Origin of the sequence: Demequina lignilytica, assembly GCF_030418305.1 — a bacterium.
Classification (GTDB): domain Bacteria; phylum Actinomycetota; class Actinomycetes; order Actinomycetales; family Demequinaceae; genus Demequina; species Demequina lignilytica.
Map to the genome: position 1 here is coordinate 131,650 of NZ_JAUHPX010000005.1, position 23,723 is coordinate 155,372.

Annotated in this window: 23 protein-coding genes; 12 read left to right on the plus strand and 11 right to left on the minus strand. The window is 72.8% G+C overall.

Annotated elements, in window-relative coordinates; all coding sequences use genetic code 11:
- The first annotated feature begins 84 nt into the window (after window positions 1-84).
- The 4 genes from QQX10_RS09375 to QQX10_RS09390 all read left to right on the plus strand — a co-directional run bounded on the left by QQX10_RS09375 (window position 85) and on the right by QQX10_RS09390 (window position 4,436).
- Complete coding sequence (locus QQX10_RS09375; protein ID WP_301119694.1) at window positions 85-2,541, plus strand: phosphoketolase family protein; 2,457 nt, start codon at window positions 85-87, stop codon at window positions 2,539-2,541.
- 217 nt (window positions 2,542-2,758) lie between these two features.
- Window positions 2,759-3,718, plus strand: a complete 960-nt coding sequence (locus tag QQX10_RS09380; protein WP_301119692.1) for a zinc-binding dehydrogenase — start codon at window positions 2,759-2,761, stop codon at window positions 3,716-3,718.
- A complete protein-coding gene (locus tag QQX10_RS09385) occupies window positions 3,715-3,942 on the plus strand; it encodes a hypothetical protein (RefSeq protein WP_301119691.1) in 228 nt (75 codons plus the stop codon). Before QQX10_RS09380 ends, QQX10_RS09385 begins: the two co-directional genes overlap by 4 nt.
- Before the next feature lie 152 nt (window positions 3,943-4,094).
- Window positions 4,095-4,436, plus strand: coding sequence for a YciI family protein (locus QQX10_RS09390; RefSeq protein ID WP_301119690.1), 342 nt, complete (start codon window positions 4,095-4,097; stop codon window positions 4,434-4,436).
- A 3-nt stretch (window positions 4,437-4,439) separates the two neighbouring features.
- Here the strand turns inward: QQX10_RS09390 and QQX10_RS09395 are convergent, their stop codons facing one another.
- Together QQX10_RS09395 and QQX10_RS09400 are read right to left on the minus strand one after the other, a co-directional pair.
- The gene (locus tag QQX10_RS09395) at window positions 4,440-5,117 is read right to left on the minus strand and encodes a glutamine amidotransferase-related protein (RefSeq protein WP_301119689.1); all 678 of its coding nucleotides are present in this window, start codon (window positions 5,115-5,117) and stop codon (window positions 4,440-4,442) included.
- On the minus strand, window positions 5,114-5,500 hold the full coding sequence (locus QQX10_RS09400) for a DUF3054 domain-containing protein (RefSeq protein WP_301119688.1): 387 nt from the start codon (window positions 5,498-5,500) through the stop codon (window positions 5,114-5,116). The genes QQX10_RS09395 and QQX10_RS09400 overlap by 4 nt, the downstream gene beginning before the upstream one ends.
- Window positions 5,501-5,608: 108 nt before the next feature.
- Here QQX10_RS09400 and QQX10_RS09405 point away from each other — a divergent pair, with 108 nt between their 5' ends.
- The 3 genes from QQX10_RS09405 to QQX10_RS09415 are packed head-to-tail and all read left to right on the plus strand — an operon-like array spanning window position 5,609 to window position 8,973.
- The gene (locus QQX10_RS09405) at window positions 5,609-7,408 is read left to right on the plus strand and encodes an ABC-F family ATP-binding cassette domain-containing protein (RefSeq protein ID WP_301119687.1); all 1,800 of its coding nucleotides are present in this window, start codon (window positions 5,609-5,611) and stop codon (window positions 7,406-7,408) included.
- A 42-nt stretch (window positions 7,409-7,450) separates the two neighbouring features.
- Window positions 7,451-8,521 (plus strand): lactate/malate family dehydrogenase, encoded by a 1,071-nt coding sequence (locus tag QQX10_RS09410; RefSeq protein ID WP_301119686.1) that lies wholly within the window; start codon window positions 7,451-7,453, stop codon window positions 8,519-8,521.
- The gene (locus QQX10_RS09415; protein ID WP_301119685.1) at window positions 8,518-8,973 is read left to right on the plus strand and encodes an ACT domain-containing protein; all 456 of its coding nucleotides are present in this window, start codon (window positions 8,518-8,520) and stop codon (window positions 8,971-8,973) included. Before QQX10_RS09410 ends, QQX10_RS09415 begins: the two co-directional genes overlap by 4 nt.
- A gap of 57 nt (window positions 8,974-9,030) precedes the next feature.
- Here QQX10_RS09415 and QQX10_RS09420 read toward each other — a convergent pair whose 3' ends face one another.
- From QQX10_RS09420 to QQX10_RS09430, 3 genes are all read right to left on the minus strand, one after another.
- Window positions 9,031-10,131 (minus strand): NAD(P)-dependent alcohol dehydrogenase, encoded by a 1,101-nt coding sequence (locus QQX10_RS09420; protein WP_301119683.1) that lies wholly within the window; start codon window positions 10,129-10,131, stop codon window positions 9,031-9,033.
- Window positions 10,132-10,294: 163 nt separating this feature from the next.
- Complete coding sequence (locus tag QQX10_RS09425; RefSeq protein ID WP_301119681.1) at window positions 10,295-11,395, minus strand: alcohol dehydrogenase catalytic domain-containing protein; 1,101 nt, start codon at window positions 11,393-11,395, stop codon at window positions 10,295-10,297.
- A gap of 215 nt (window positions 11,396-11,610) precedes the next feature.
- On the minus strand, window positions 11,611-12,741 hold the full coding sequence (locus tag QQX10_RS09430; RefSeq protein ID WP_301119679.1) for a GuaB3 family IMP dehydrogenase-related protein: 1,131 nt from the start codon (window positions 12,739-12,741) through the stop codon (window positions 11,611-11,613).
- A 106-nt stretch (window positions 12,742-12,847) separates the two neighbouring features.
- On the opposite strand from QQX10_RS09430, the gene QQX10_RS09435 reads away from it, so the two are divergent.
- Both QQX10_RS09435 and QQX10_RS09440 read left to right on the plus strand, forming a co-directional pair.
- Complete coding sequence (locus tag QQX10_RS09435) at window positions 12,848-13,600, plus strand: exonuclease domain-containing protein (RefSeq protein ID WP_301119677.1); 753 nt, start codon at window positions 12,848-12,850, stop codon at window positions 13,598-13,600.
- A gap of 146 nt (window positions 13,601-13,746) precedes the next feature.
- Complete coding sequence (locus QQX10_RS09440) at window positions 13,747-15,024, plus strand: Glu/Leu/Phe/Val family dehydrogenase (RefSeq protein WP_301119676.1); 1,278 nt, start codon at window positions 13,747-13,749, stop codon at window positions 15,022-15,024.
- 47 nt (window positions 15,025-15,071) lie between these two features.
- Here the strand turns inward: QQX10_RS09440 and QQX10_RS09445 are convergent, their stop codons facing one another.
- Window positions 15,072-15,821: a TSUP family transporter gene (locus QQX10_RS09445; RefSeq protein ID WP_301119675.1), complete on the minus strand. Its 750-nt coding sequence runs from the start codon at window positions 15,819-15,821 to the stop codon at window positions 15,072-15,074.
- Window positions 15,822-17,333, minus strand: a complete 1,512-nt coding sequence (gene guaB, locus QQX10_RS09450) for an IMP dehydrogenase (RefSeq protein ID WP_301119674.1) — start codon at window positions 17,331-17,333, stop codon at window positions 15,822-15,824. It lies immediately after the preceding gene.
- A gap of 212 nt (window positions 17,334-17,545) precedes the next feature.
- Between guaB and QQX10_RS09455 the strand changes: the two genes are divergently transcribed.
- Window positions 17,546-17,836 carry a WhiB family transcriptional regulator gene (locus tag QQX10_RS09455; protein ID WP_301119672.1) on the plus strand — a complete coding sequence of 97 codons (291 nt, stop codon included), beginning with the start codon at window positions 17,546-17,548 and terminating at the stop codon, window positions 17,834-17,836.
- A 60-nt stretch (window positions 17,837-17,896) separates the two neighbouring features.
- Here the strand turns inward: QQX10_RS09455 and groES are convergent, their stop codons facing one another.
- Entirely contained in the window at window positions 17,897-18,190 is a 294-nt protein-coding gene (groES, locus tag QQX10_RS09460; RefSeq protein ID WP_301119977.1) for a co-chaperone GroES, read from the minus strand.
- A gap of 168 nt (window positions 18,191-18,358) precedes the next feature.
- Here groES and QQX10_RS09465 point away from each other — a divergent pair, with 168 nt between their 5' ends.
- Entirely contained in the window at window positions 18,359-19,537 is a 1,179-nt protein-coding gene (locus QQX10_RS09465) for a THUMP-like domain-containing protein (RefSeq protein WP_301119670.1), read from the plus strand.
- A 5-nt stretch (window positions 19,538-19,542) separates the two neighbouring features.
- Here the strand turns inward: QQX10_RS09465 and QQX10_RS09470 are convergent, their stop codons facing one another.
- From QQX10_RS09470 to tsaD, 3 genes are read right to left on the minus strand one after another with little or no spacing between them, the layout of a single operon-like run.
- Window positions 19,543-20,190, minus strand: a complete 648-nt coding sequence (locus QQX10_RS09470) for a LysE/ArgO family amino acid transporter (RefSeq protein ID WP_301119975.1) — start codon at window positions 20,188-20,190, stop codon at window positions 19,543-19,545.
- Window positions 20,187-21,800 carry a glycoside hydrolase family 3 N-terminal domain-containing protein gene (locus tag QQX10_RS09475; RefSeq protein WP_301119668.1) on the minus strand — a complete coding sequence of 538 codons (1,614 nt, stop codon included), beginning with the start codon at window positions 21,798-21,800 and terminating at the stop codon, window positions 20,187-20,189. The genes QQX10_RS09470 and QQX10_RS09475 overlap by 4 nt, the downstream gene beginning before the upstream one ends.
- Window positions 21,800-22,837 carry a tRNA (adenosine(37)-N6)-threonylcarbamoyltransferase complex transferase subunit TsaD gene (gene tsaD / locus QQX10_RS09480; protein ID WP_301119667.1) on the minus strand — a complete coding sequence of 346 codons (1,038 nt, stop codon included), beginning with the start codon at window positions 22,835-22,837 and terminating at the stop codon, window positions 21,800-21,802. The genes QQX10_RS09475 and tsaD overlap by 1 nt, the downstream gene beginning before the upstream one ends.
- 59 nt (window positions 22,838-22,896) lie before the next feature.
- On the opposite strand from tsaD, the gene QQX10_RS09485 reads away from it, so the two are divergent.
- The gene (locus tag QQX10_RS09485) at window positions 22,897-23,523 is read left to right on the plus strand and encodes a malonic semialdehyde reductase (protein WP_301119666.1); all 627 of its coding nucleotides are present in this window, start codon (window positions 22,897-22,899) and stop codon (window positions 23,521-23,523) included.
- Window positions 23,524-23,723: the final 200 nt, after the last annotated feature.

Consider the following 23,723-nt stretch of genomic DNA (forward strand, 5'->3'; position numbering starts at 1 on the left):
ATCCACCTCGGAACCGGGACCTTCGCCGCGACGTGTGAACGTTAACCATGCGAGGCTGAGGTATCCGCCGACAGGGAGGTCACCATGACACCGCAGCCGTGGTCCGCACGCACCACCGAGTCCGCCACCGACGCCGAGGTCGAGGCCATCGACCTGTGGTGGCGCACCGCCAACTACATGTCCGTGGGGCAGATCTACCTGCTCGACAACCCGCTCCTGCGCGAGCCGCTGGACCGCGATCACGTGAAGAAGCGCCTGGTGGGCCACTGGGGCACCACCCCCGGCCTGAACTTCATCTACACACACCTCAACCGCATGATCAAGGCGCGCCAGCAGCCGACGATGTACATCATCGGACCCGGCCACGGCGGTCCCGGCCTGGTCGCGGCGTCCTACCTCGAGGGCACCTACAACGAGACCTACCCCGAGATCTCCGAGGACGAGCGCGGCCTCCAGCGCCTGTTCAAGCAGTTCTCGTTCCCCGGCGGCATCCCGTCGCACGTCGCGCCCGAGACCCCGGGCTCGATCCACGAGGGTGGCGAGCTCGGCTACGCGCTCAGCCACGCCTACGGCGCCGCGTTCGACAACCCGCACCTGCTGGTCGCGGCCGTGGTCGGCGACGGCGAGGCCGAGACCGGCCCGCTCGCGACGTCGTGGCACTCGAACAAGTTCATCAACCCCGCCACCGACGGCGTGGTCCTCCCGATCCTGCACCTGAACGGCTACAAGATCGCGAACCCGACCGTGCTCAGCCGCATCTCCGAGGAGGAGCTGGTCGACCTGATGAAGGGCTACGGCCACAAGCCGCACGTCTTCACCGCGGGCTTCGACGACGAGTCGCCCGCCTCCTTCCACGCCCGCTTCGCCGCCGTGCTCGACGACGTCATGGACGAGATCGCGGCGATCAAGGCCGAGGCCGCCGTGAACCCCGGCATGGACCGTCCGATGTGGCCCATGATCGTGCTGCGCACCCCCAAGGGCTGGACGTGCCCGCCGGAGATCGACGGCAAGCGCACCGAGGGATCGTGGCGCGCGCACCAGGTGCCGCTGTCCAACGCCCGCGACACTGACGACCACCTCCACACCCTGGAGTCCTGGCTGCAGTCGTACGGACCGGACGACCTGTTCGACGAGGACGGCGTGGTCCGTCCCGAGGTGCTCGCGACCGTCCCCGAGGGCGACCTGCGCATGTCCGCCCGGCCCGAGGCCAACGGCGGCCTGCTGATGAAGGACCTGGTCATGCCCGACTACCGCGACTTCGCGGTGGACGTGCCCGCGCCCGGCGCCGAGATCGGCGAGGCCACCCGGACGCTCGGCGAGTTCCTCCGCGAGGTCATGCGGAGCAACCCCGACAACTTCCGCGTGTTCGCCCCCGACGAGCTCGCCTCGAACCGCATCCAGGCGGTGCTCGAGGTCACCGACAAGGTGTGGAACGCCGAGATCGACCCCGACGACGGCCCGATGTCCCACGAGGGCCGCGTGGTCGAGATGCTGTCCGAGCACCAGTGCCAGGGCTGGCTCGAGGCCTACAACCTCACGGGCCGCCACGGCCTGTTCACCTCGTACGAGGCGTTCATCCACATCGTCGACTCGATGTTCAACCAGCACGCGAAGTGGCTCAAGGTCGCTCACGAGCTGCCGTGGCGCCGGCCCATCCCGTCGCTCAACTACCTGCTCTCGAGCCACGTGTGGCGCCAGGACCACAACGGCTTCTCGCACCAGGACCCGGGCTTCATCGACCACGTGGTGAACAAGAAGGCCGAGGTGGTGCGCGTGTACCTGCCCGCCGACGCGAACACCCTGCTGGCGACCTACGACCACTGCCTGCGCAGCCGCGACCACGTCAACGTGGTGGTGGCCGGCAAGCAGCCGCAGGCCCAGTGGCTCACCATCGAGGAGGCGGAGAACCACTTCGCGCGTGGCGCGGGCATCTGGGACTTCGCCTCCAACGTGCCGCTCGGCGAGGAGCCCGACGTGGTGATGGCGGGCATCGGCGACGTGCCCACCATGGAGGTGCTCGCGGCGATCGACATCATCCGCAAGGAGCTCCCGGAGCTCAAGGTCCGCATGGTCAACGTGGTGGACCTGATGAGGCTGCAGCCGGAGAAGGAGCATCCGCACGGCATGTCGGACCGCGAGTTCGACCAGCTCTTCACGGCGGACAAGCCGGTGATCATGAACTACCACGGCTACCCGTGGCTCATCCACCGCCTCACGTACCGCCGCAACGGCCACGCGAACCTCCACGTCCGCGGCTTCAAGGAGGAGGGCACCACCACCTCGCCGTTCGACATGGCGATGGTCAACGACATCGACCGCTACCACCTGGTCATGGACGTCATCGACCGCGTCCCGTCGCTGGGCACCCGCGCCGCAGTCCTGCGTCAGAAGCTGCAGGACAAGCGGTTCGAGGCGCAGCGCTACGCGTACGAGACCGGCGCTGACCTCCCCGAGGTCGCCGAGTGGGTCTGGTCCGGGGCGGGCACCGAGGTGCAGGCCAAGCTCTCGGGCGCGCTCGCGACCGACGGCGACAACGAGTAGGGACTCCTCTCCCGGCTCCTCAGGGGGGCGATGCACGGGCCGGCCCCGCGCATCGTCCCCCGTCGCGCGCTCGCGGAAGCCCCCGGTGCGCGCTCCCGGCCACGCCAACGCCCCATGACGCGGATCGTGTCGGTCCCGGGCCCTGATCCGGTCCTATCAAGGGATCCGTGACGTCCGACCCCGGTACTGTCCCGTCGCCGAGGCATAGGTTGGTCCCATGCTCGCCGCCTACGCCGCCCGGTTCAGCCCCGACGATCCCGCCAGCGCCCTCGAGGTGGGCGAGCGTCCCGAGCCCGAGGCGCGCGAGCACTGGTCGACCGTGACGGTGCGCGCCGCGAGCGTCAACCACCACGACGTGTGGTCCCTCAAGGGCATCGGCCTCACGGAGGCCCAGCTCCCGATGATCCTCGGCTGCGACGCGGCCGGCGTGACCGACGACGGCACCGAGGTGGTCGTCCACGGGGTGATCGGCGCCGACGGGCACGGGGTCGGTCCCCGCGAGCCGCGCAGCATCCTGTCCGAGCGCTACCCGGGCACGCTGGCGGAGAGGGTCGCGGTGCCGACGGCGAACCTGATCCCCAAGCCGCCGGAGCTCACCTGGGCGGACGCCGCCTGCCTCCCCACCGCGTGGCTGACGGCGTACCGCATGCTGTTCCACGGCGCCGGCCTCACGCCCGGGCAGTCGGTGCTGGTCCAGGGCGCCGGCGGCGGCGTCGCGTCCGCGGCGATCGCGCTCGGCTCGGCCGCGGGCCTCGACGTGTTCGCCACGTCACGCACCGAGGCCAAGCGCACCGCGGCCCTCCGGATGGGGGCCGTCGCCGCGGTCGAGCCCGGCGCGCGGCTGCCGATGCGCGTGGACGCCGTGATCGAGACGGTGGGCAAGGAGACCTGGAGGCACACGATCGCCTCGGTCAAGAACGGCGGGACCATCGCGATCGCCGGCCACACCACGGGCGACCCCGATCCCGCCCTCCTCACGCGCGTCTTCTTCCACGAGCTCCGCATCCAGGGCGTCACCATGGGCACCCGCGAGGATCTCGCGGCGCTGATGGCGTTCCTGGTCCGCACCGGGCTGCGGCCGACCGTCGACTCCGTGCACCCGCTCTCCCGGGCGGACGATGCGGTGCGGAGGGTCGTCGCGGGCGACCACGTGGGCAAGGTGGTGGTCACGCCGTGACCGTCGCGCCCGGGCCGCGCCGACGACGCGGCCCGCTCGACGTGGCGTTCGTCGTCGCCTTCGGCATCATCGGCGCGCTGCAGCTGTGGTCGCTGCTCACCTCGGCCCCGGCCGTCGACCAGGCGGCGGGCATCGCGCGGATCCTGGTGCTTCCTCTCGCGCTGCTCCTGATCGGCGTCGGCGTCGCACGCGCCCGACGCGCGGGAGGCGGCGGGTCGACGTAGCGTGGTGGCACCGGCACGACGTCCCGTGCCACCCGGGGGGGGAGCCACCATGACGGAGCACGAGGTTCGCGAGACCCACGACCACGGTCCCGACCGCGGTCGCTCGGCCGTCGCGCGCAGCGACCACGCCGACGAGCATTGAGCGAGAGCCCGTGTCGAGGTACCTGATCTCGTTCCCGAGCGGGGCGATGGACCTGACCGGCACCGACCTGCGGACGGTCGCGGAGGACGCGCACGCGGTGGTCGCCGCGGCCAAGGCCGCTGGCGTCTGGGTGTTCGGCGGCGGCATCGACGAATCCGTCCCGCCCGTGAGGGTCGCGGGCGACGGCACGGTCACCCCGGGCACCTATCCGCAGACCGCGCGGATCGAGGGTGGCTACAGCGTCCTCGACTGTGCGGACCGGGACGCGGCTCTCGCCTGGGCGGCGCGGTTCGCGGCGGCGTGCCGGTGCGCGCAGGAGGTACGCGTCTTCGGCGACGATCCGGAGAGCTGACGCTCAGAGGGCTCGCACGTACTCGCGGATCACCTGCACGCCACCCATCGCGGCCGCATCCCCATGATCCCGCGCGGCCTGCCGCAGCTCCCTCGGGTCGATCCCCCAGGCGCGCAGGTCCCCCGTGTGCCCGATGAGCCAGCGCTCGATCGCCTCGGGGTCGGCCTCCGGATGGAACTGGACCGCGAGCCAGGGACCGAGCGCGAACGCCTGGTTCCGGTTGGCCGCGGTCGAGGCGAGCAGCACGGCGCCGTCCGGCAGCGTGAAGGTGTCCGCGTGCCAGTGGAGCACCGGGGCGCAGTCGAGCGCGCGGAGCGGGCCCCGCCGTCCGGCCTCGGTGACCTCGACGGGCGCGAAGCCGACCTCGCGCGCGCCCGGCAGCACCGACGCGCCCGCCACCAGCGCCATGAGCTGAGCCCCGAGGCACACCCCGACGGTGGGCCGGTCGCGGCGCGCCGCGAGCACCGCGCGCACCTGGTCGAGCACCGGATACCCGGCTGAGTCCGGAGCATCGATGGGCGCGCCGAGCACGATCGCGAGCTCGGCGCCTGACGCCTCGGTCACGTCGTCGACGCCGGCGTCGAGGTAGCGGACCTCGTAGCCGTGGGCTCGGAGCTCGGGCTCCCATACGCCCAGGTCCTCGAAGGCGACGAAGCGGATGACGTCGCAGCGCAGCGTCACGGCGTGAGACCGCGACGCTTCGCGATGGCGCCCGACACCACGCGCCAGCCGATCAGCCCCGCCGCGAGGAACGTGCCGGCGACGATCACGAAGGACACCTGCACGCCCTGGCCGGTGGCCGCACGCAGCGCCATGCCGCCGACCAGGGTCGCCGCCCACACGATCGCTCCGGTCCTCCTCCAGTCGCATGGCGCGTTCCAGCCGCGCGACAGCAGCCAGCCGGCGGCCGCTCCCGCCGCGAACGGCCAGTACGTGGTGAGCAGTCCGAGGCCGTCGTCGCCGAGGATCCCCTCGTCATGGCTCGCACGCCCGATGGCGGCGAACACCGCGATCGCGCCGGCGTCCAGTGCCGCGGCGCCGCACGCCGCCTGCCTGATGTTCATGCGGCGAGCCTAGTCACCACCGCCGCCACCACGGATGAGGACTCAGCGTCCCGACGGGCGCAGATCCGCCGAGATCGGAGGACTCACCGTCCCGACTAAAATCGTCGGGTGGCTCATCTCCTGGGCGCGGAGGCGCTCCACCTCGACTTCGGCACCGGCACGGTCCTCGGCTCCATCTCCGTGGGCCTCGACGACGGCGACCGCATCGGCATCGTCGGCGCCAACGGCGCGGGCAAGTCCAGCCTCATGAAGATCCTCGCGGGCCGCCTCGCCCCTCACGACGGCCGCGTCACGGTCGCGCGCGGCACCCGCATCGGCGTCCTCGACCAGTCGGACCACGTGGACACCGCGCTGACCGTGGCCCAGGCGATCGTCGGCGACATGGACGAGCACGAGTGGGCCGCCGACCCGCGGGTGCGCGACATCATGTCCGGCCTGGTCCCCGACCTGCCCGCCGACGCCGTGGTCGGCGACCTCTCCGGAGGCCAGCAGAGGAGGGTGGCCCTCGCGCACGTGCTGGTCGGCGATCACGACGCCGTCTTCCTCGACGAGCCCACCAACCACCTCGACGTCGAGGGCGTCACGTGGCTCGCGGAGCACCTCAAGCGCCGGTGGGCGGCGAACAAGGGCGCCCTGCTGGTGGTCACCCACGACCGCTGGTTCCTCGACGAGGTCACCACCCGCACCTGGGAGGTCCACGACGGCGAGGTCGACATGTACGAGGGCGGCTACGCGGCCTACGTGCTCCAGCGGGTCGAGCGCGACCGCATCGCCGCGGTCACCGAGCAGCGCCGCCAGAACCTCATGCGCAAGGAGCTCGCGTGGCTGCGTCGCGGCGCCCCCGCGCGCACCTCCAAGCCCAAGTTCCGGATCGACGCCGCCAACGCCCTCATCGAGGACGTCCCGCCGATCCGCGACTCGGTCAGGCTCCACCGCATGGCCGCCGCGCGCCTGGGCAAGGACGTGGTCGAGCTCATCCGGGTCGGGGTCGCGTACGGCGACCACGAGGTGCTCCACGACCTCGACTGGAACATCGGCCCCGGCGACCGCATCGGCCTCCTCGGGGAGAACGGCGCCGGCAAGTCCACCCTGCTGCGCCTGGTCACGGGCGAGCAGGAGCCCACGACCGGCCGGGTCAAGACCGGCGTCACCGTCCGCGTCGCCCAGCTCAGCCAGCAGCTCGCCGAGCTCGAGGAGCACGCCGACGAGCGCGTCTCCGCCGTGGTCAAGCAGTTCTCCTCGATCACCCTGTCCGACGGCCAGGAGATGACCCCGGGCCAGCTGCTCGAGCGCATGGGCTTCACGTCGGCCCAGCTCAAGACCCCCGTCGGACGGCTGTCCGGCGGCCAGCGACGCCGCCTCCAGCTGCTGGTGGTGCTCCTGTCCGAGCCCAACGTGCTGGTCCTCGACGAACCGACCAACGACCTCGACACGGACATGCTCGCCGCGCTCGAGGACCTGCTCGACGCGTGGCCGGGCACGCTGATCGTCGTCAGCCACGATCGCTACCTCATGGAGCGGATCACCGACACGCAGTTCGCTGTGGTCGACGGCGGCCTCCGTCACCTGCCCGGCGGCGTCGACGAGTACGTCGAGCTGTCCCGGCGGCGCCGCGCGGCCCGGTCCGGCATCGGCACGTTCGGACCGGACGATGCGGCGGCGAGGGACGATGCGCCGGTCGCCGTGAGCGGCGCGGAGCGTCGCGAGGTCGAGAAGGAGCTGAAGGCGGTCGAGCGCCGCATGGCGAAGCTCGGCGAGCTCACGGAGGGCACGCACCACGAGATGGTCATGCACGACCAGTCGGACTTCGCGGCGCTGGCGACGTTCATGAGGACGCTCAAGGAGTACGAGGAGGAGACGGCCGAGCTGGAGGACCGCTGGCTCGACCTGTCCGAGCGCCTCGGCTGACGCGCAACACCGGCGACACACGCCGCGCGTACTGTCGCGGGCATGGACGTGTCGATCGTCGGCGCCACGGGTGACGTGGGCCGGGCCATCTGCGGCCAGCTCATCGAACGCGGAGAGCTCGGGCCGACGTCGCGGCTGCAGCTGGTGGGCAGGCCCGGGGGCGCGAGCGGCCAGGCGGTCCACGGGCTGCGCGTCGACCTGATCGACGCGCACGACGAGCACGCCCCGCACATCGACGTCGCCGACCGGCCCGAGGACGTGGTCGCCGACGTGGTGGTGATGGCCGCGGGCCGCACGCTTCCCACCGGCACCGGAGTCACGATCGACCGGGACGCCCTCGCGCGCGACAACCGCCGCACCTTCGAGGAGTACGCCGACGCGCTGGCGGAGCACGGCAGCGGTCACGAGATCGTGATCGTGGTCGCGAACCCGGTCGAGCTCGCGGTCGAGGTCTTCTCCCATGCGCTCGGCCGCCACCGCGTCATCGGCATGGGCGCCTGGCTCGACACGCTCCGGTTCCGGCGCGAGATCGCCGCCACGCTGGGCATCCGGCGCCATCGCGTCGGGGGCTTCGTGGCCGGTCAGCACGGTGACCGCATGGTGCCCCTGTGGTCCACCGTGCGGCTGCGAGGCCTCGACGCGGACGAGCGAGCCGAGATCGTGACGCGCCTGCGCGGGGACCGCACGCTGACCTCCTTCGCGTCCGAGATCGCCGCCGCGAAGCAGCGGATCACGGGCATGGCGGACATCGCGGAGGCCTTCGCCGCCGTCGACACGCTGCCGCCGGACGTTCAGGCCGTGGTGCGGCCGTACCTGACGCACCAGAGCGGCGCGAAGACGGCGCACGGCACCGCCAATGCGACCGTCGACCTCATCCGGACCATCCTGGACGGACGCGACATCGTGGTCGCGGGTCAGGTGCTCCTCGACGGCGAGATCGAGCTCGGCGGCATGCCATGGCGGGGCGTGCTCGGCGTGCCCGTCGCGGTCGGACCTGACGGGTGGACACGGGTCATGCTCGACGACCTCGCCGCCGACGAGCGCCGCATGCTGTGGGAGGTCGGGCAGGCGATCAACGAGTCGCTCGTCGCCTGGCGCGGGGGCGCCCCGTGACCGCCGTCAGCACGCGCTGGTTCGCGTTCGTCGAGGTCGACGACCGGGCGGGCGCGTCGAGCGCCCTCACCGGCGTCTTCTCCGAGCGGGGCGTGAGCTTCGCCTCGATCTCGACGCTCGACGTCCACGACGGCCGCGGCACGGTCTGCGTCGAGTTCACCGCGTCCGAGCGGCTCGCCCACGTCCTGGTGAGGACTCTCGAGCGGCTCGCCGTGGTGCGCGCGGTCGTGCTGATCCGGGCGGACGATGCGGGGGTCGGGGCGGTGGCCGTGCTCACGGGCGTCGTCGGAGATGTCGAGGCGGGGCCCGGGGTGACGGTGCACTCGCACGCCGCGGGAGGCGCCCCGATCACGATGCTCGCCGGGCCCCTGACCGACGTGCGCGCCACGATGGCGGATCTTCGCGGGCGGGGCGCCGTCGTCGAGGCCCTCACGGTGCTGCCCCCACGCTGACGGGGACGACGCGCTCGTCCAGGAGGCGCATCGTCCCCGCCACGGAGACGGGCGGGATCAGACGCCCATGGCGACTTGCTCCCTCACTGCGTCGGTCGCCGCGGCCGGCGCGTCGGGATGGGGTACGACGACCGCACGGCCGAGCAGCGTCCCCTTCTCGAGATGCTCGTAGGCCTCGAGCGCATGGTCGAGGGAGAACCGGGTGACGTCGACCTCGATGTGACCGTCGCGGTAGAGCGCCGCGAGCTCGTGCAGCTCCTCGATGGTGCCCCAGTAGGTGTTCGTCAGCTCCGCCTCGTAGGGGTTGGAGTAGAAGTCCCACTGCACGGGTCCGCCCGCGATGCCGACCACGGTGATCCGGCCCTGCTTCGCGACCACCTTCTGCGCGAGCTGGATGGTCGGGGTGAGGCCCACGAAGTCGAAGACGGCGTCGACGCCGCGCCCGCCTGTGAGCTCCCGGATGCGTTCGGCCTGGGCATCGCCGCCCGACACCGTCACGGCGCCGCGGCGGCCCGCGAGCTCCATCGCCTCGGGCTTCATGTCCGTGGCGATGACCGTGGCCGCGGTGGTGGCCTTGAGCACCTGGACCGCGATCTGACCCAGACCGCCCAGGCCGATGACCAGGGCCGTCTTGCCGCCGCCCTGGAGCTTGTCGAGCGCGAGCTTGATCGCGTGATACGGCGTCAGACCGGCGTCCGCGAGGGGCGCCGCGGCGACCGGGTCGGCGTCGCCCAGCGGGATCAGGTTGCGGGCGGGGACCGTCATGTACTCGGCCATGCCGCCGTCCTTGCCCAGCCCGGATGCGAGGAACGGGGTCTGCGCGGCGTTCTCACAGTACGTGTCCTGGCCGCGAGAGCAGGCGGCGCAGTGGCCGCAGCCGATGGGCCCGTAGACCAGGTAGGCGTCGCCCTTGGTGAGGCCGAGCACACCCTCGCCGACCTCCTCGATCCAGCCCGCGGTCTCGTGTCCGAGGGTGTAGGCCGGAGCGAGCTGCGGGCCCACCGTCGACTCGTCGAACTGGTCGTAGACCGCGACGTCGGAGTGGCACGCACCCGCTCCCGCGACCTTGAGCAGCACCTCGCCCGGGGCGGGCGAGGGACGCTCGACCTCCTGCAGCGACGGCTTGGTCTTCCACGCGGTGAAACGCAGCGCCTTCATCAGGGAGCTCCTTCGTGGCGCCCAAGGGACGGGAGGACACTGTGCGGGCGCCTTTGCTGTACACGTGTCATACAGATCATGACACAGAAGCCCCTCGGGGTATTCCCGACGGCTGACGCGCGGCGCCGCCCCGCGCTGAGGGGCGGGGCGGCGCCGCGCACCCTCAGACGGTCGCGGGCTCGGCCTGCGAGGCCCCCTCCACCGCGACGCCGGCGGCGTCCGGATGAGGGACCACAACCGCCCTCCCCAGCATCGTCCCCGCCTCGAGGCGGCCGTAGGCGTCCATCGCCTGGTCGAGCGAGCACGGCGTCACGTAGACCTCGAGCCGCCCGGCGCGGTACAGCGCGGAGAGCTCGTGGAGCTCCTCGAGGGTGCCCATGTACGTGCCCATGATCTCGGCCTCGAAGGGCGTCGTGTAGAAGCCCCAGTCCGTCCGGCCGCCCGCGAGCCCCACCACGGTGATGCGCCCGCGGACCGCGACCACCGCCTGGGCGAGCTGCATGGTCTCGGCGGTCCCCACGAGGTCGAACACCGCGTCGACGCCGCGACCGCCGGTCAGCTCGCGGATGCGGGCCGCCTGGTCCTCGCCGCCGTCGACGATCACGGCGCCGCGGCGCGCCGCCAGGTCGCACGCCTCGGGCTTGAGGTCCGTGGCCAGGACGGTGGCGGCGGACATCTGGCGCAGGAGCTGCACCGCCAGCTGGCCCACCCCGCCGAGGCCGATCACGAGCGCGGTGCGCCCGCCCGCCGCGAGCTTCGGGAGCGCGAGCTTGACGGCGTGATAGGCGGTGAGGCCGGCATCGACCAGCGGTGCCGCCGCGATCGGGTCCGCGCCCTCGAGCGGGACCAGGTTCCGCACCGGCACGGTCATGTACTCGGCCATCCCGCCGTCCAGCCCGAGGCCGCTGCCGAGGTGGGTCATCGAGGCCACGTTCACGCACAGCGTGTCCTCGCCGCGGGAGCACGACGAGCAGTGCCCGCAGCCGCGCGCCGCGTAGACCATGTAGGCGTCGCCCCTCTCCATGCCGACGACGCCCGGCCCGGCCTCCTCGACCCACCCCGTGACCTCGTGACCGAGGACATAGGCGGGCCGGAGCTGCGGCATCGCGATCGCCTCCTCGAAGATCGCGTAGAGCGCGACATCCGAGTGGCAGGCGCCCGAGCCGGCGACCTTGAGCAGCACCTCACCCGGGCCGGGGACAGGTCGCTCCACGTCGACCAGGGTGGGCCGCGTCTTCCACGCGTCGAATCGCACAGCCTTCATGGGGGGGACTCCTGACCGGCACCCTGTCGCGGGGTCCACGCGGAGCGGGCGCCGTTGCTCGCCGCGTGCACTCCCGAGCATGGCACAACTTCGCGCAGAATGTGAGTCCTGATTCACATATGCCCGTCTGGCGTGCTCATGTCGAGGCGTCGGGGCGCGCCTCGATGCGCGAGCTCATCAACATCGCGGGGTCCGAGCCCCCGCGCGAGGGACGGTCAGCCGTGCTGGGCCTGGTACGGGCTGACCACCAGGTCGACGCGCTGGAACTCCTTGAGGTCGGAGTAGCCGGTGGTCGCCATCGACCGCCGCAGCGCGCCCATGAGGTTGGAGGTGCCGTCGGCGTGCGACCCCGGCCCGAACAGGATCTCCTGCAGCGGCGCCACGGTGCCGACGTGGACGCGCTCGCCGCGGGGAAGCTCGTGGTGGTGCGCCTCCTGGCCCCAGTGGAAGCCGGAGCCGGGCGCCTCCTCGGCGCGCGCGAGCGCGGCGCCGAGCATGATGGCGTCCGCGCCGCAGGCGATCGCCTTGACGATGTCGCCCGACCGGCCCAGACCACCGTCCGCGATCACGTGGACGTACCGGCCGCCCGACTCGTCGAGGTAGTCGCGGCGCGCCGCGGCGACGTCGGACACCGCGGTCGCCATCGGCGCGTGGATGCCGAGGGTGGTGCGCGTGGTCTGCGCCGCGCCGCCGCCGAAGCCGACCAGGACGCCGGCCGCGCCCGTCCGCATGAGGTGGAGCGCCGCCTGGTACGTGGACGCCCCGCCGACGATCACGGGGACGTCGAGGTCGTAGATGAACTTCTTGAGGTTGAGCGGCTCGGCCTCGCCCGACACGTGCTCCGCGCTCACGGTGGTGCCGCGGATGACGAACAGGTCGACGCCCGCCTGAAGCACCGTCTCGTAGTGCTCCTGGGTCCGCTGCGGGCTCAGCGCGCCCGCGACGACCACGCCGGCGGCGCGGATCTCCTGCAGGCGCTGCGTGATGAGGTGGTCCTTGATGGGCTCGCAGTAGAGCTCCTGCATGCGCGCGGTGGCGTGCTCGGGACCCATCGCGGCGATCTCGGCGAGCTGGTCCGTGGGGTCCTCGTACCGCGTCCACAGGCCCTCGAGGTCGAGGACGCCCAGACCACCCGCGTGGCCGAGCGCGATCGCGGTAGCGGGGCTCATCACCGAGTCCATGGGTGCGCCGATGACGGGGATCTGGAACTGGAACGCGTCGATCTGCCACCCGAGGCTGACCACCTTCGGGTCACGCGTGCGCCGCGAGGGCACCACCGCGATGTCGTCGAAGGAGTAGGCCCGGCGGCCGCGCTTGCCGCGGCCGATCTCGATCTCGTTGCTCACGGGTCACTAGCCTATCGTCCGCGCACGCCCCGGCACGTGGGACGATGCGGGACCGCCTGGGGACGGAACGTCACCCGGCGTCGGTGGTCCGTGCCAGGCTGGGACCATGAGCTGGATCGATCAGACCATGGTGGGCTTCGACACCGAGACCACGGGCGTCGCGACGGCGCGCGACCGCATCGTCACCGCCGCCCTCATCACCCGCACGGGGCACGACGTCTCCGCCCGCACCTGGCTCATCGACCCGGGCGTCGAGATCCCGGCGGCCGCCACCGCGGTGCATGGCATCAGCACCGAGCGCGCCCGCGCGGAGGGACAGGTGCCGGCGGAGGCGCTCGAGCAGATCGCCGCGGAGCTCGCCCAGGCGCTCAACGCGGGTCAGCCGGTGGTCGCCTACAACGCGCAGTTCGACCTCACCATCCTCGAGCACGAGCTCGCGCGGCACGGCCTGCCGTCGCTGGTCTCGCGCCTCGACCGCGGCGAGATCCGCCCCGTCGTGGACCCCTACGTGCTCGACCGCCACCTCGACCGCTACCGCAAGGGCTCACGCAAGCTCATCGACCTCTGCACGCTGTACGCGGTCAGGGTCGAGGCGGATTCGCTGCATGCGGCGGACGCCGACGTGCTCGCCACGCTCGAGCTGGTCCGGGCCCTCGCGGCCGCGTACCCGGCCCTCGCCTCGGTCGAGCTCGACGCCCTGCACGACCAGCAGATCTCCGCGTACAAGGACTGGGCCACGGGGTTCGCGGCGTGGCTGAAGTCGCGCGGCCGGACGGAGGACCTGCCGGACCCGCGGTGGCCGCTCGTGCCGCGCCTCGACGCCGTCGACGAGGCGCCCGAGGGCACGCTGTTCGCCTGATCCCCCGGCGCGCCGCCGGGCGTCGCCGGACGAACAGACCGGCGCGGCACGGCCGCGCGACGTCGTGTCGCGACTTGGGGAGGGCGGTCTCCTGAGCGTCACCGGGGCGGGGTTACAGTCGAGTCACCCCTGAACTGGAGGATGCAATGGAGCATTCCGGTGCCACGGCCACGGCCGTGCTGCCTGCCAACCCCCTCGCCGATGCTCACGCGCAGCTCGCCGAGGCGGTCGGACACCTCGGCCTGAGCGAGGGGACGCGACGCATGCTCGCGACCTCGCGGCGGGAGATGATGGTCTCGATCCCGCTGCGGCGCGATGACGGCTCGACCGCCGTCTACACCGGCTACCGCGTCCAGCACTCCCTCACCCGCGGCCCCGCGAAGGGCGGCCTCCGGTACGCGCCCTCGGTCGACCTCGACGAGGTCCGCGCGCTGGCGATGTGGATGACCTGGAAGTGCGCGCTCGTCGACGTGCCGTACGGCGGCGCCAAGGGCGGCGTCGCGATCGACCCGCGGGACCACTCGCACGCCGAGCTCGAGCGCGTCACGCGCAGGTACACCACGGAGATCCTGCCGATCATCGGGCCCGAGGTCGACATCCCCGCTCCGGACATCGGCACCGACGAGTCGACCATGGCGTGGATCATGGACACGTACTCCGTCGCCAAGGGCCACACGGTGCCCGGCGTGGTCACGGGCAAGCCGATCAGCCTCGGCGGCTCGCTGGGCCGCGCGCTGGCCACGTCCCGCGGAGTCGCGCACATCGCGCTGATGGCGATGGCGTCGCGCGGCATGCGGCCGGAGCACGCCACCGCCGCCGTGCAGGGCTTCGGCAAGGTGGGTCGCGGGGCCGCACGGCTGCTCGCGGAGGCGGGCGTGAAGATCCGGGCCGTGAGCGACATCGACGGCGCGATCTACATGCACGAAGGCCTCGACATCGCGCGCCTGGGCGAGCACGTCGACCGCTCGGGATCGGTGATGGGCTTCGACGGAGCGGAGGCGATCGACCCGGGATACCTGCTGACCCTCGACGTCGACGTGCTGGTGCCGGCGGCGGTCGAGGGCGTCCTCACCGAGGCCAACGCCGACCGGGTACAGGCCTCGATCGTCGTCGAGGGGGCCAACGGCCCCACCACCAAGGCGGCCGACAGGATCCTGCGCGAGCGGGACGTGCTGGTGGTGCCGGACATCCTTGCCAACGCGGGCGGCGTGGTCGTCTCGTACTTCGAGTGGGTGCAGGCGAACCAGGCCTACCAGTGGAGCGAGCGGGACGTGAACGACCGGCTCGAGGAGCGGATGACCCGCGCGTGGCACGACGTGGTCGACTACGCGGGAGCCCACCGGCTCACGTACCGTCAGGCCGCCACCGCGCTCGCGGTGCAGCGCGTGACCGAGGCCCACCGGCTGCGCGGCCTCTACCCCTGATCGACGCGGCTCCGCGCGACCCTTCGGGCCGTCGCGCGGAGCCCGGATCAGCCGAGCAGCACGCGCACGAGCATGCCAGCGCTCATCACCACGATCAGCACGCGCAGCACCACCGGCGACACCTTGAAGAGCACGTGCGACGCGACGTAGGCGCCGACGAGCTGACCCACGATCATCACGCCGCCCACGAGCCACACCATCTTCCCCGCGACGGCGAACACCAGCAGCGACGCGACGTTGGTGGCGAAGTTGAGGGTCTTGGCGACGGCGGTCGACCGCGGCAGCTCGTACGCCCGGAGCGTGACGCCCGCGAGGGCGAACAGCGAGCCCGTCCCCGGCCCGAAGGCGCCGTCGTAGGCGCCGATCGCCGGCACCACGGTGGCCTCGTAGGGCGCCGCGGACATCCGCTCGCGCTCGGGAGGGCGATGCGCCTTCGGCACGAAGGCGAAGTAGGCGGCGATCGCCCCCAGCACGACCGGGATCACGACCCGCAACGCGTCTGAGTCAGCGAACTGAATCGCTACGGAGCCGGCCGCCGATCCCAGGAAGGCCCACAGCATCGGCCAGCGCGCATCGTCCCACCGCACGCGCCGGTGCCGCAGCATCTGCAGCGTCGCCATGCCCGTGCCGAACGAGCCCTGCAGCTTGTTCGTGCCGAGCGCCTGCAGCGGCGGCACGCCGGCGAGCAGGAGCGCGGGCAGCGTCAGCAGCCCGCCTCCTCCCGCGAGGGTGTCGAGGAACCCGGCGAGGAGCGCGACCAGCCCGAGGACCAGCAGCACCTGCCAGGTGATGTCCACCTAGTTGCGGCCGGCGTAGTTCGGCGCCTCGACGGTGATCTGCACGTCGTGCGGGTGCGACTCCTTGAGCCCCGCCGGCGTGATCCGCACGAACTTGCCCTTCGCCTGCAGCTCGGGGATGGTGCGGGCGCCGACGTAGAACATCGACTGGCCCAGGCCGCCGACCAGCTGGCGGACCACCGAGCTCAGGGGGCCCTTGTAGGGCACGCGGCCCTCGATGCCCTCGGGGATCAGGTCGTCGTCGCTCGGGGCGTCCGCCTGGAAGTAGCGGTCCTTCGAGTAGGACGTGCGCCCGCGGGACGCCATGGCGCCCATCGAGCCCATGCCGCGGTAGCTCTTGAACTGCTTGCCGTTGACCAGGACCAGGTCGCCGGGCGTCTCCGCGCAGCCCGCGAACAGCGAGCCGAGCATCACGGACGAGGCGCCGGCGACCAGCGCCTTGGCGATGTCTCCCGAGTACTGGAGCCCGCCGTCCGCGATCACGGGCACGCCCGCGTCCTTCGCGGCCTGCGCGGCCTCGTAGACGGCGGTGACCTGCGGCACTCCGACGCCGGCCACGACGCGGGTGGTGCAGATCGAGCCCGGACCGACGCCCACCTTGACCGCGTCCACGCCGGCCTCGACCAGGGCCCGGGCGCCGTCGCGGGTCGCGACGTTGCCGCCGATCACCTGGACGTGCCGCGTGGCGGGGTCGGACTTGAGGCGCTGGATCATCTCGATCATCTTGCGCGCGTGGCCGTGCGCGGTGTCGACCACGAGCGCGTCGACCTCGGCCTCGACCAGGGCGGTCGCGCGCGCCCAGGCGTCGCCGTAGAAGCCCACGGCGGCGGCCACCCGCAGGCGGCCCTCCGCGTCCTTCGACGCCAGGGGGTACTTCTCGGTCTTGACGAAGTCCTTGACGGTGATGAGCCCCGTGAGGCGCCCGTCGGCGTCGACCAGCGGGAGCTTCTCCACCCGGTGCTTGGCGAGCAGCTCCGACGCCTCCTGGTTCGACACGCCCTCACGGGCGGTCACCAGCGGCATCGCGGTCATCTGGTCCGCGACCCGCAGGCGCGCGAAGTCGGCCGTGTTCACGAACCGCAGGTCGCGGTTGGTGATGATGCCCAGCAGGCGGCGGTCCGCGTCGACGACGGGAAGCCCCGAGACGCGGTACTTCGCGCACAGGGCGTCGAGCTCCGCGAGCGTCGCGTCCGGGCCCACGGTGACCGGGTCGGTGATCATCCCGGACTCGGAGCGCTTGACGATCTCGACCTGGTGGGCCTGGTCCTCGATCGACAGGTTGCGGTGCAGCACGCCCATGCCGCCCAGGCGGGCCAGGGCGATGGCGAGGCGTGCCTCGGTGACGGTGTCCATCGCGGCGGAGAGCAGCGGGACGGCGACGGTGATCTCGCGGGTCAGGCGGGTCGAGGTGTCCACCTCGGACGGGATGACGTCGGACTCCCCCGGCAGGAGGAGGACGTCGTCGTAGGTCAGTCCGGTGAACCCGAACGGGTCGTTCTCGGGCGGCGTCATTGGGCCATTCTAGGCCGCGGAGGACGCCGTGCGGCACCGTCCGAAATCGGGGGTTCACAAGCCCCGGGAACAGGTGTTATGAATGGCAGTGAGGGCGGGTGGTGCCCGACGGTGAGATGTCGGTGACCGCTTGGATACCAAGGAAGACACCTACCGGATCGGGCGGCAATGGGGCCGAGCGATCCGCCCGAGACATCCATAGGGGGCACCTCATGGAAGCCGTGGCGAAGCTGCCGGCACCGACGCAGGACCAATGGGAATGGCAATACGAGGGCGCCTGCCGGGGCGCCGATCCCGATCTGTTCTTCCACCCCGAGGGCGAACGCGGCGCGGCGAGGCGCCGGCGGGCCGAGAACGCCAAGGAGTTCTGCGCCCGCTGCCCCGTGCTGGACCTCTGCCGCGAGCGCTCGCTCATGGCGCGCGAGCCGTTCGGCGTGTGGGGCGGCCTCAGCGAGGACGAGCGCCACGCGATGCTGAGCAACAGGCTGCGCGCGGCCAGCTGACCCGACGACGCAGAAGGCTCCCGGGCGGATGCCCGGGAGCCTTCTGACGTGCGCGGCTGGTCAGCCGACGATGGCGAGCAGGTCGCGCGCGGAGAGGATCAGGAACTCCTCGCCGGCGTACTTGACCTCGGTGCCGCCGTACTTGCTGTAGATCACGCGGTCGCCGACGTTGACGTCGAGCGGAACGCGGTTGCCGTTGTCGTCGATGCGACCCGGACCCACGGCCACGACCTCGCCCTCCTGGGGCTTCTCCTTGGCCGTGTCAGGGATCACGAGTCCGGACGCGGTGGTCGTCTCGGCGGCAGCCGCCTTGACGACGACCTTGTCCTCCAGAGGCTTGATGGAGACCGACACTGCGGACCTCACCTTCCCTTGTCGAAGTGTGTGTGGTGCGGACCCTGTCTGCCGTCGCGGGGGTCAGACGTGGCTCCGCGCTCGTGGTGAGCAACGCCAATTTAGCACTCTGGGAGCGCGAGTGCTAACGCGGGCGCGGCTGTTCGCCCCGCGTGAAAAGATCGGCGCATGGACGCCGCGACCGCCCGCCTCACGGTGAGCCCGGCCTGCCTGTCGCTCGCGGAGGAGCTGCGCGAGGTCGGGCCCGCCGACGAGCTCCGCGTCGGGGAGCGCCTCCGGCGCGAGGGCCACGACGGCTCCCTGGTCGCGGCGGCGATGACCCTCGCCGGGCTCCGCCGCGAGGCGCGCGCACGTCTCGGGGAGCAGGCCGACGCGCTGGTGCTGCACCGCGCGGGGCTCGAGCAGGCGACGCGCGCCGTGGTGGCCGGGCTCCACGCGGAGCGCTTCGCGGAGGCGGGCTGCGCCCGCGTCGCCGACCTCACCTGCGGCCTGGGGCTCGACGCGCGCGCCATCGCCGCGCGAGGCATCGCCGTGACGGCGTTCGAGGCCGACGAGGCCACCGCCCTGCTCGCGCGCCGCAACCTTGCGCCATGGCCGGAGTCGCGGGTGCTCCACGGCGACTCCCTCGAGGGCCTCGCGGCCCTGGCGGACGATGCGGTGGACGGGGTGTTCGCCGACCCGGCCAGGCGCAGCGCACGGGGACGCCACCACGACCCCGCCGACTACTCGCCGCGCCTCGACGCGGTGCTCGAGCTGCGGGGCTCCGTGCGCGCGCTCGGCGTCAAGGTCGGACCCGGGATCCCGCACGCGGCGATCCCGGCCGACATGGAGGCGCAGTGGGTCAGCGTGGACGGGGACGTCGTCGAGGCCGGCCTGTGGGCGGGCGACGCGTCGCGCGGCGCGGGTCACTCCGCGCTCGTGATCTCCGACGGGGACGCGCACGAGCTCGCGGGTCCGACCGACCGCGGCGAGGCGGGACCGCTGGACGCCCACCTGCTCGAGCCCGACGGCGCCGTGATCCGCGCGGGCCTGGTCGGAGAGCTCGCCGCACGGATCGGCGCGCACCTGGTCGACCCGACCATCGCCTATCTGACCGCGGCGCACGTCGAGGCGACGCCCTTCGCCCGCGCCTACCGGGTGATCGAGACGCTGCCGCTGGACGTGAAGCGGCTCGCGGCGGCGCTCCGGGCCCGCGACGTGGGCGCGGTCGACATCAAGAAGCGCGGGGTCGACCTCACCCCCGAGCAGCTCCGGCCGCGCCTCAAGCTGAAGGGGACCCGTCGCGAGACCCTGGTCCTCACCCGCGTCGCCGGGAGGCACACCGCGCTGATCGTCGAGCCCGTCTGACCCGTTCAGGCGCCCCACGCGAGCGAGACCGCGAGCACCAGCATCACCGTCGCGATGAGGCCGTCGAGGATCCTCCACGCGCCCGGCCGGTCGAGCACGCCGCTCAGCAGCCGGGCGCCGTAGCCCAGGCCGGTGAACCACACCACGCTGCCGGTCACGGCGCCGGCGGCGAAGATCCAGCGCGCCTCGCCGTAGGAGCCCGCCACGGACCCCAGGAGCAGCACGGTGTCCAGGTAGACATGGGGGTTGAGCCACGTCAGCGCGAGCGCGGTCACCGCGACCGCGCGGAGCCCCGCACCCGTCGCGACCGTGCGGCCGCCCGTGACGGCGTGGCCGGCGGCGGTGCCACCCGCATCGTCCGGATGCAGGGTCTCGCCGCCCTTCCACGCGCGCCTCGCCGCGAGCAGGGCGTAGCCGAGCAGGAAGACGGCGCCCGCCCATCGCGCGCCCGTCTCGAGCCACGGCCGCGAGGCGATGGCGGCGCCCATCCCGGACACGCCGAGCGCGATGAGCAGGGCGTCCGAGACCGCGCAGATGAGCACCACCGCGCCGACATGCTCCCGCCTCAGCCCCTGGCGCAGCACGAACACGTTCTGCGCACCGATCGCGACGATCAGCGAGAGACCGAGCCCGAGGCCCGCCAGGAACGTCATGCGCACGCCGGGAACGGCATACCGGGCATGGCGACGGGCCACGTGCCTCCCGGAGCGGCCGCGCCGGTGAGCACGTCCGCGAGCGCCCGCATCGACGCGTCGGTCGAGCCGTACGTCGCGACGTAGGCGTCGGCGTCCGACCGCTCCAACCCGAACGGGGCGCCCGTCGAGACGACCACGTCCGCCGTGACGGCGTCGCGGCCCGATCCCATCAGGACGATCCGCGGACCGTCGTCCCCGACGTCGATGCCGCGCTTGCGCAGCGCGTCCTCGAGCGCGGCGCGGGGCCGGGGCGCGGCGGCGACCACCGTGGCGGCCTCCGTCACCAGCGGGGCGTCGCAGTCCGCGGTCGCGAGGGTCGTGCCCGCGACGCCGAGCGCGTAGGCGGGGTCCTCGAGGGGGACGGCCTCGGGCTCGGCGCCCGCGCTCCACTCGAGCATGAGGGTCATGCGGGCGACGGCCTGATCGAGGCGCTCCCGCGACAGGCCGCCCTCCTGGACCGCGGCGACGATCCCGGCGACCGCATCGTCCGCCGAGGCGGGCATGAGCAGCACGTCGGCGCCGGCCGCGAGCGCCAGCGCCGCGGCCTCGCCCGGGCCGTGGTGGTTCGCGATCGCCCCCATGTTGAGCGCGTCCGTCACCGCGACGCCCGTGAATCCGAGCTCCTCGCGCAGGTAGGCGTAGGCCTCGGGCTGGAGGGTCGCCGGCTCGTCGCCCCATTCCGGCACGGCGATGTGGGCGACCATGACGGCGGGGGCGCCGGCGTCGATCGCGCGCGCGAACGGGACGAGGTCCCGGTCCGCGAGCTCGGCCACGGACGCCTCCTGGACCGGCAGCTCCCGATGCGAGTCCGCGGTCACCGAGCCGTGGCCGGGGAAGTGCTTGAGGACCGGCACGACCGCGGCGTCGGCGAATCCGGCGACGGCCGCCTCGACGGTGGCAGCGACGTCCTCCGCCCGGTCACCGGCGCTCCGGGTGCGGATGATCGGATCGGACGGGCCCACCGTCATGTCCGCGACCGGGGCGAAGTCGATGCCGATGCCGAGGTCGCGGATCTGCGCGGCCTGCGAGGCGTAGACGCGCTCGACCACGGCCTTGTCGGTGGCCGCCCCCGCGGCCATGAACGACGGCATCGGCGTGATCACCTCGCGCAGGCGCGACACCAGCCCGCCCTCCTCGTCGACGCTGATCCAGACCGGCCACTCGCGGTCGTCGGCGGCGCTCACCGCGGCCGTCAGCGCCTTCACGCCGTCGGCATCGGTGATCGCATCGCCCATGAGGATGACGCCGCCCAGCCCGTGACGGGCCACCAGGTCCGCGGCGGCGGCGGGATCGGGCGAGCCCACCGCGGCGACCACCACCTGGCCCGCGGCGTCCTCCAGCGGCAGCGCGGCGGCCCGCGCCAGCGCATCGTCCATCATCGCCTCGGTCGGGCCCCACGCCAGGGTCGGCTCGGGGGGCGGCGAGGCGACCGCGGCGGCCACCGCAGCCACCGGCGCCGCGGGGCTGGAGGCGGAGGGCGAGGGCGCCGCCGGGTCCGCGGCGGAGGTGCAGGCGGCGAGCGCCCCGACCGCCGCCACCAGCACCGCCGGCAGCGCCCGGGAGGCCATCAGACCGTGATGGTCGACAGTGGCATGGAGGAGTCGACCCCGATCCCGAGCGAGCTCGGGGCGACGCCGCGGTCGACCACCGCCGACCCGAGCGCCGCGATCATCGCGCCGTTGTCGGTGCAGTAGCGCAGCGGCGGGATGCGGACGTCGATGCCCGCCGCCTCGCCGCGCGCCTGCGCGAGCTCGCGGAGCTGGCTGTTCGCGGAGAAGCCGCCGCCGATCACGAGCGTCTCGACGCCGTGCTCGCGGCAGGCGTTGAGCGTCTTCGTGACCAGGACGTCCGACACCGCGGCGGCGAAGGACGCGCAGACGTCCTCGACGGGGATCTCCTGGCCCGACGCTCGGCGCGCCTCGACCCAGCGCGCGACCGCGGTCTTGAGCCCGGAGAAGGAGAAGTCGTAGGCGTGCTTCGCCATGTCCTTGGGCTTGGACAGCCCGCGCGGGAACGGGATCGCCTCCGGGTCGCCCTCGCGGGCGAGCCGGTCCACGTGGGGACCGCCGGGGTACGGCAGACCGAGCAGGCGGCCCACCTTGTCGAAGGCCTCGCCGGCGGCGTCGTCGAGCGTGTGCCCGAGCTCCGTGACCTGCGTCGCGATGTCGTCGACCAGCAGCAACGACGTGTGGCCGCCGGACACCACCAGCGCCATGGTGCGGTCCGGGAACTCGCCGTGGACGAGCTGGTCGACCGCCGCGTGACCGATGACGTGGTTCACCCCGTACAGCGGCTTGCCCAGGCCGAGCGCGAGCGCCTTCGCGGCGGAGACGCCGACCGTGAGCGACCCCACCAGGCCCGGTCCCGAGGCCACGGCGATCGCGTCGACGTCCCCGAGCGTGTGGCCGGCCCGCGACAGCGCCTCCTCCATGGTCGGGATCACGGCCTCGAGATGCGCACGCGAGGCGACCTCGGGCACGATCCCGCCGAAGCGCGCGTGCTCGTCCATCGACGACGCCACCACGTCCGCGAGCAGCTCGTTGCCGCGCACGAGCGCGATGCCCGTCTCATCACAGGTGGACTCGAGTCCCAGTACCAATGCCACGCGACAACTGTAGTCGGCGGCGGTGCGGGGCGGGCCGCCGCATGGGTCATCATGAAGGTATGGAGAACACGAACCTTCCCGAGTCCGCGGCCGCGCCGTTCCTGCTGTCCGACGCGGCCCGCCGTGCGCTGTTCCTCGAGGCGCGCTCCAATGTGGCGTTCGCGGACGCCGCCGTGGACCCGACGGTCGTGCGTCGGGTCTGGGACCTCGCGAAGTGGGGGCCCACCAGCAACAACACGCAGCCGCTGCGCCTGGTGATCGCCTCCTCAGGCGAGGCTCGCGAGGCCGTGCTGGCCGCCGCGGCACCCGGCAACCGGCCCAAGCTCGAGCAGGCCCCGCTCATCGCCGTCGCCGCCCACGACGACCGCTTCCACGATCACCACGACGTGTGGGCCGGCGGCAACCCGGCCGTGTTCGACCGCTTCGAGGCCGACCCGGCCGGACGGAGCTGGATCGCCCGATCGGGCTCGATGCTCCAGCTCGGCTACGTGATCGTCGGCCTGCGCGGCGAGGGCCTCGCGGTCCGCCCCTACGGGGGCTTCGACCGCGCCGCGCTCGACCGGACGCTGATGCCCGAGCACTGGCGTGCCGAGGTGCTGCTCGGCATCGGCTACCCCGCGGAGGATCACGGCGCGGGCGACCGTAAGGGCCGCATCCCGGCGGACACGGCGGTGCGGGTCCTCTGACCCCCCGCACCCGGGCCGCCACCTCGACCGCTCCACCCCCATCCCCCCTACCCCCGGCCGGGACACTCAGTCCTCATTCTGAGCCTGCTCCGCGCTCTCCGGGACACTGAGTCCTCCTGCGTTACCAACCCTCGCCACGCGTGAGGGTCGCCGATGAGGACTCAGTGTCCCGGCATCGCCGCCGACGCCCCGAGAAGAGG

Excerpts from the sequence above, each read along its gene's own strand:
- QQX10_RS09375 (WP_301119694.1), top strand. The coding sequence starts at position 85 with ATGACACCGCAGCCGTGGTCCGCACGCACCACCGAGTCCGCCACCGAC.
- QQX10_RS09380 (WP_301119692.1), top strand. The coding sequence starts at position 2,759 with ATGCTCGCCGCCTACGCCGCCCGGTTCAGCCCCGACGATCCCGCCAGC.
- QQX10_RS09400 (WP_301119688.1), bottom strand. The coding sequence starts at position 5,500 with ATGAACATCAGGCAGGCGGCGTGCGGCGCCGCGGCACTGGACGCCGGC.
- QQX10_RS09410 (WP_301119686.1), top strand. The coding sequence starts at position 7,451 with ATGGACGTGTCGATCGTCGGCGCCACGGGTGACGTGGGCCGGGCCATC.
- QQX10_RS09420 (WP_301119683.1), bottom strand. The coding sequence starts at position 10,131 with ATGAAGGCGCTGCGTTTCACCGCGTGGAAGACCAAGCCGTCGCTGCAG.
- QQX10_RS09425 (WP_301119681.1), bottom strand. The coding sequence starts at position 11,395 with ATGAAGGCTGTGCGATTCGACGCGTGGAAGACGCGGCCCACCCTGGTC.
- QQX10_RS09435 (WP_301119677.1), top strand. The coding sequence starts at position 12,848 with ATGAGCTGGATCGATCAGACCATGGTGGGCTTCGACACCGAGACCACG.
- QQX10_RS09440 (WP_301119676.1), top strand. The coding sequence starts at position 13,747 with ATGGAGCATTCCGGTGCCACGGCCACGGCCGTGCTGCCTGCCAACCCC.
- guaB (WP_301119674.1), bottom strand. The coding sequence starts at position 17,333 with ATGACGCCGCCCGAGAACGACCCGTTCGGGTTCACCGGACTGACCTAC.
- QQX10_RS09455 (WP_301119672.1), top strand. The coding sequence starts at position 17,546 with ATGGAAGCCGTGGCGAAGCTGCCGGCACCGACGCAGGACCAATGGGAA.
- QQX10_RS09465 (WP_301119670.1), top strand. The coding sequence starts at position 18,359 with ATGGACGCCGCGACCGCCCGCCTCACGGTGAGCCCGGCCTGCCTGTCG.
- QQX10_RS09470 (WP_301119975.1), bottom strand. The coding sequence starts at position 20,190 with ATGACGTTCCTGGCGGGCCTCGGGCTCGGTCTCTCGCTGATCGTCGCG.
- QQX10_RS09475 (WP_301119668.1), bottom strand. The coding sequence starts at position 21,800 with ATGGCCTCCCGGGCGCTGCCGGCGGTGCTGGTGGCGGCGGTCGGGGCG.
- QQX10_RS09485 (WP_301119666.1), top strand. The coding sequence starts at position 22,897 with ATGGAGAACACGAACCTTCCCGAGTCCGCGGCCGCGCCGTTCCTGCTG.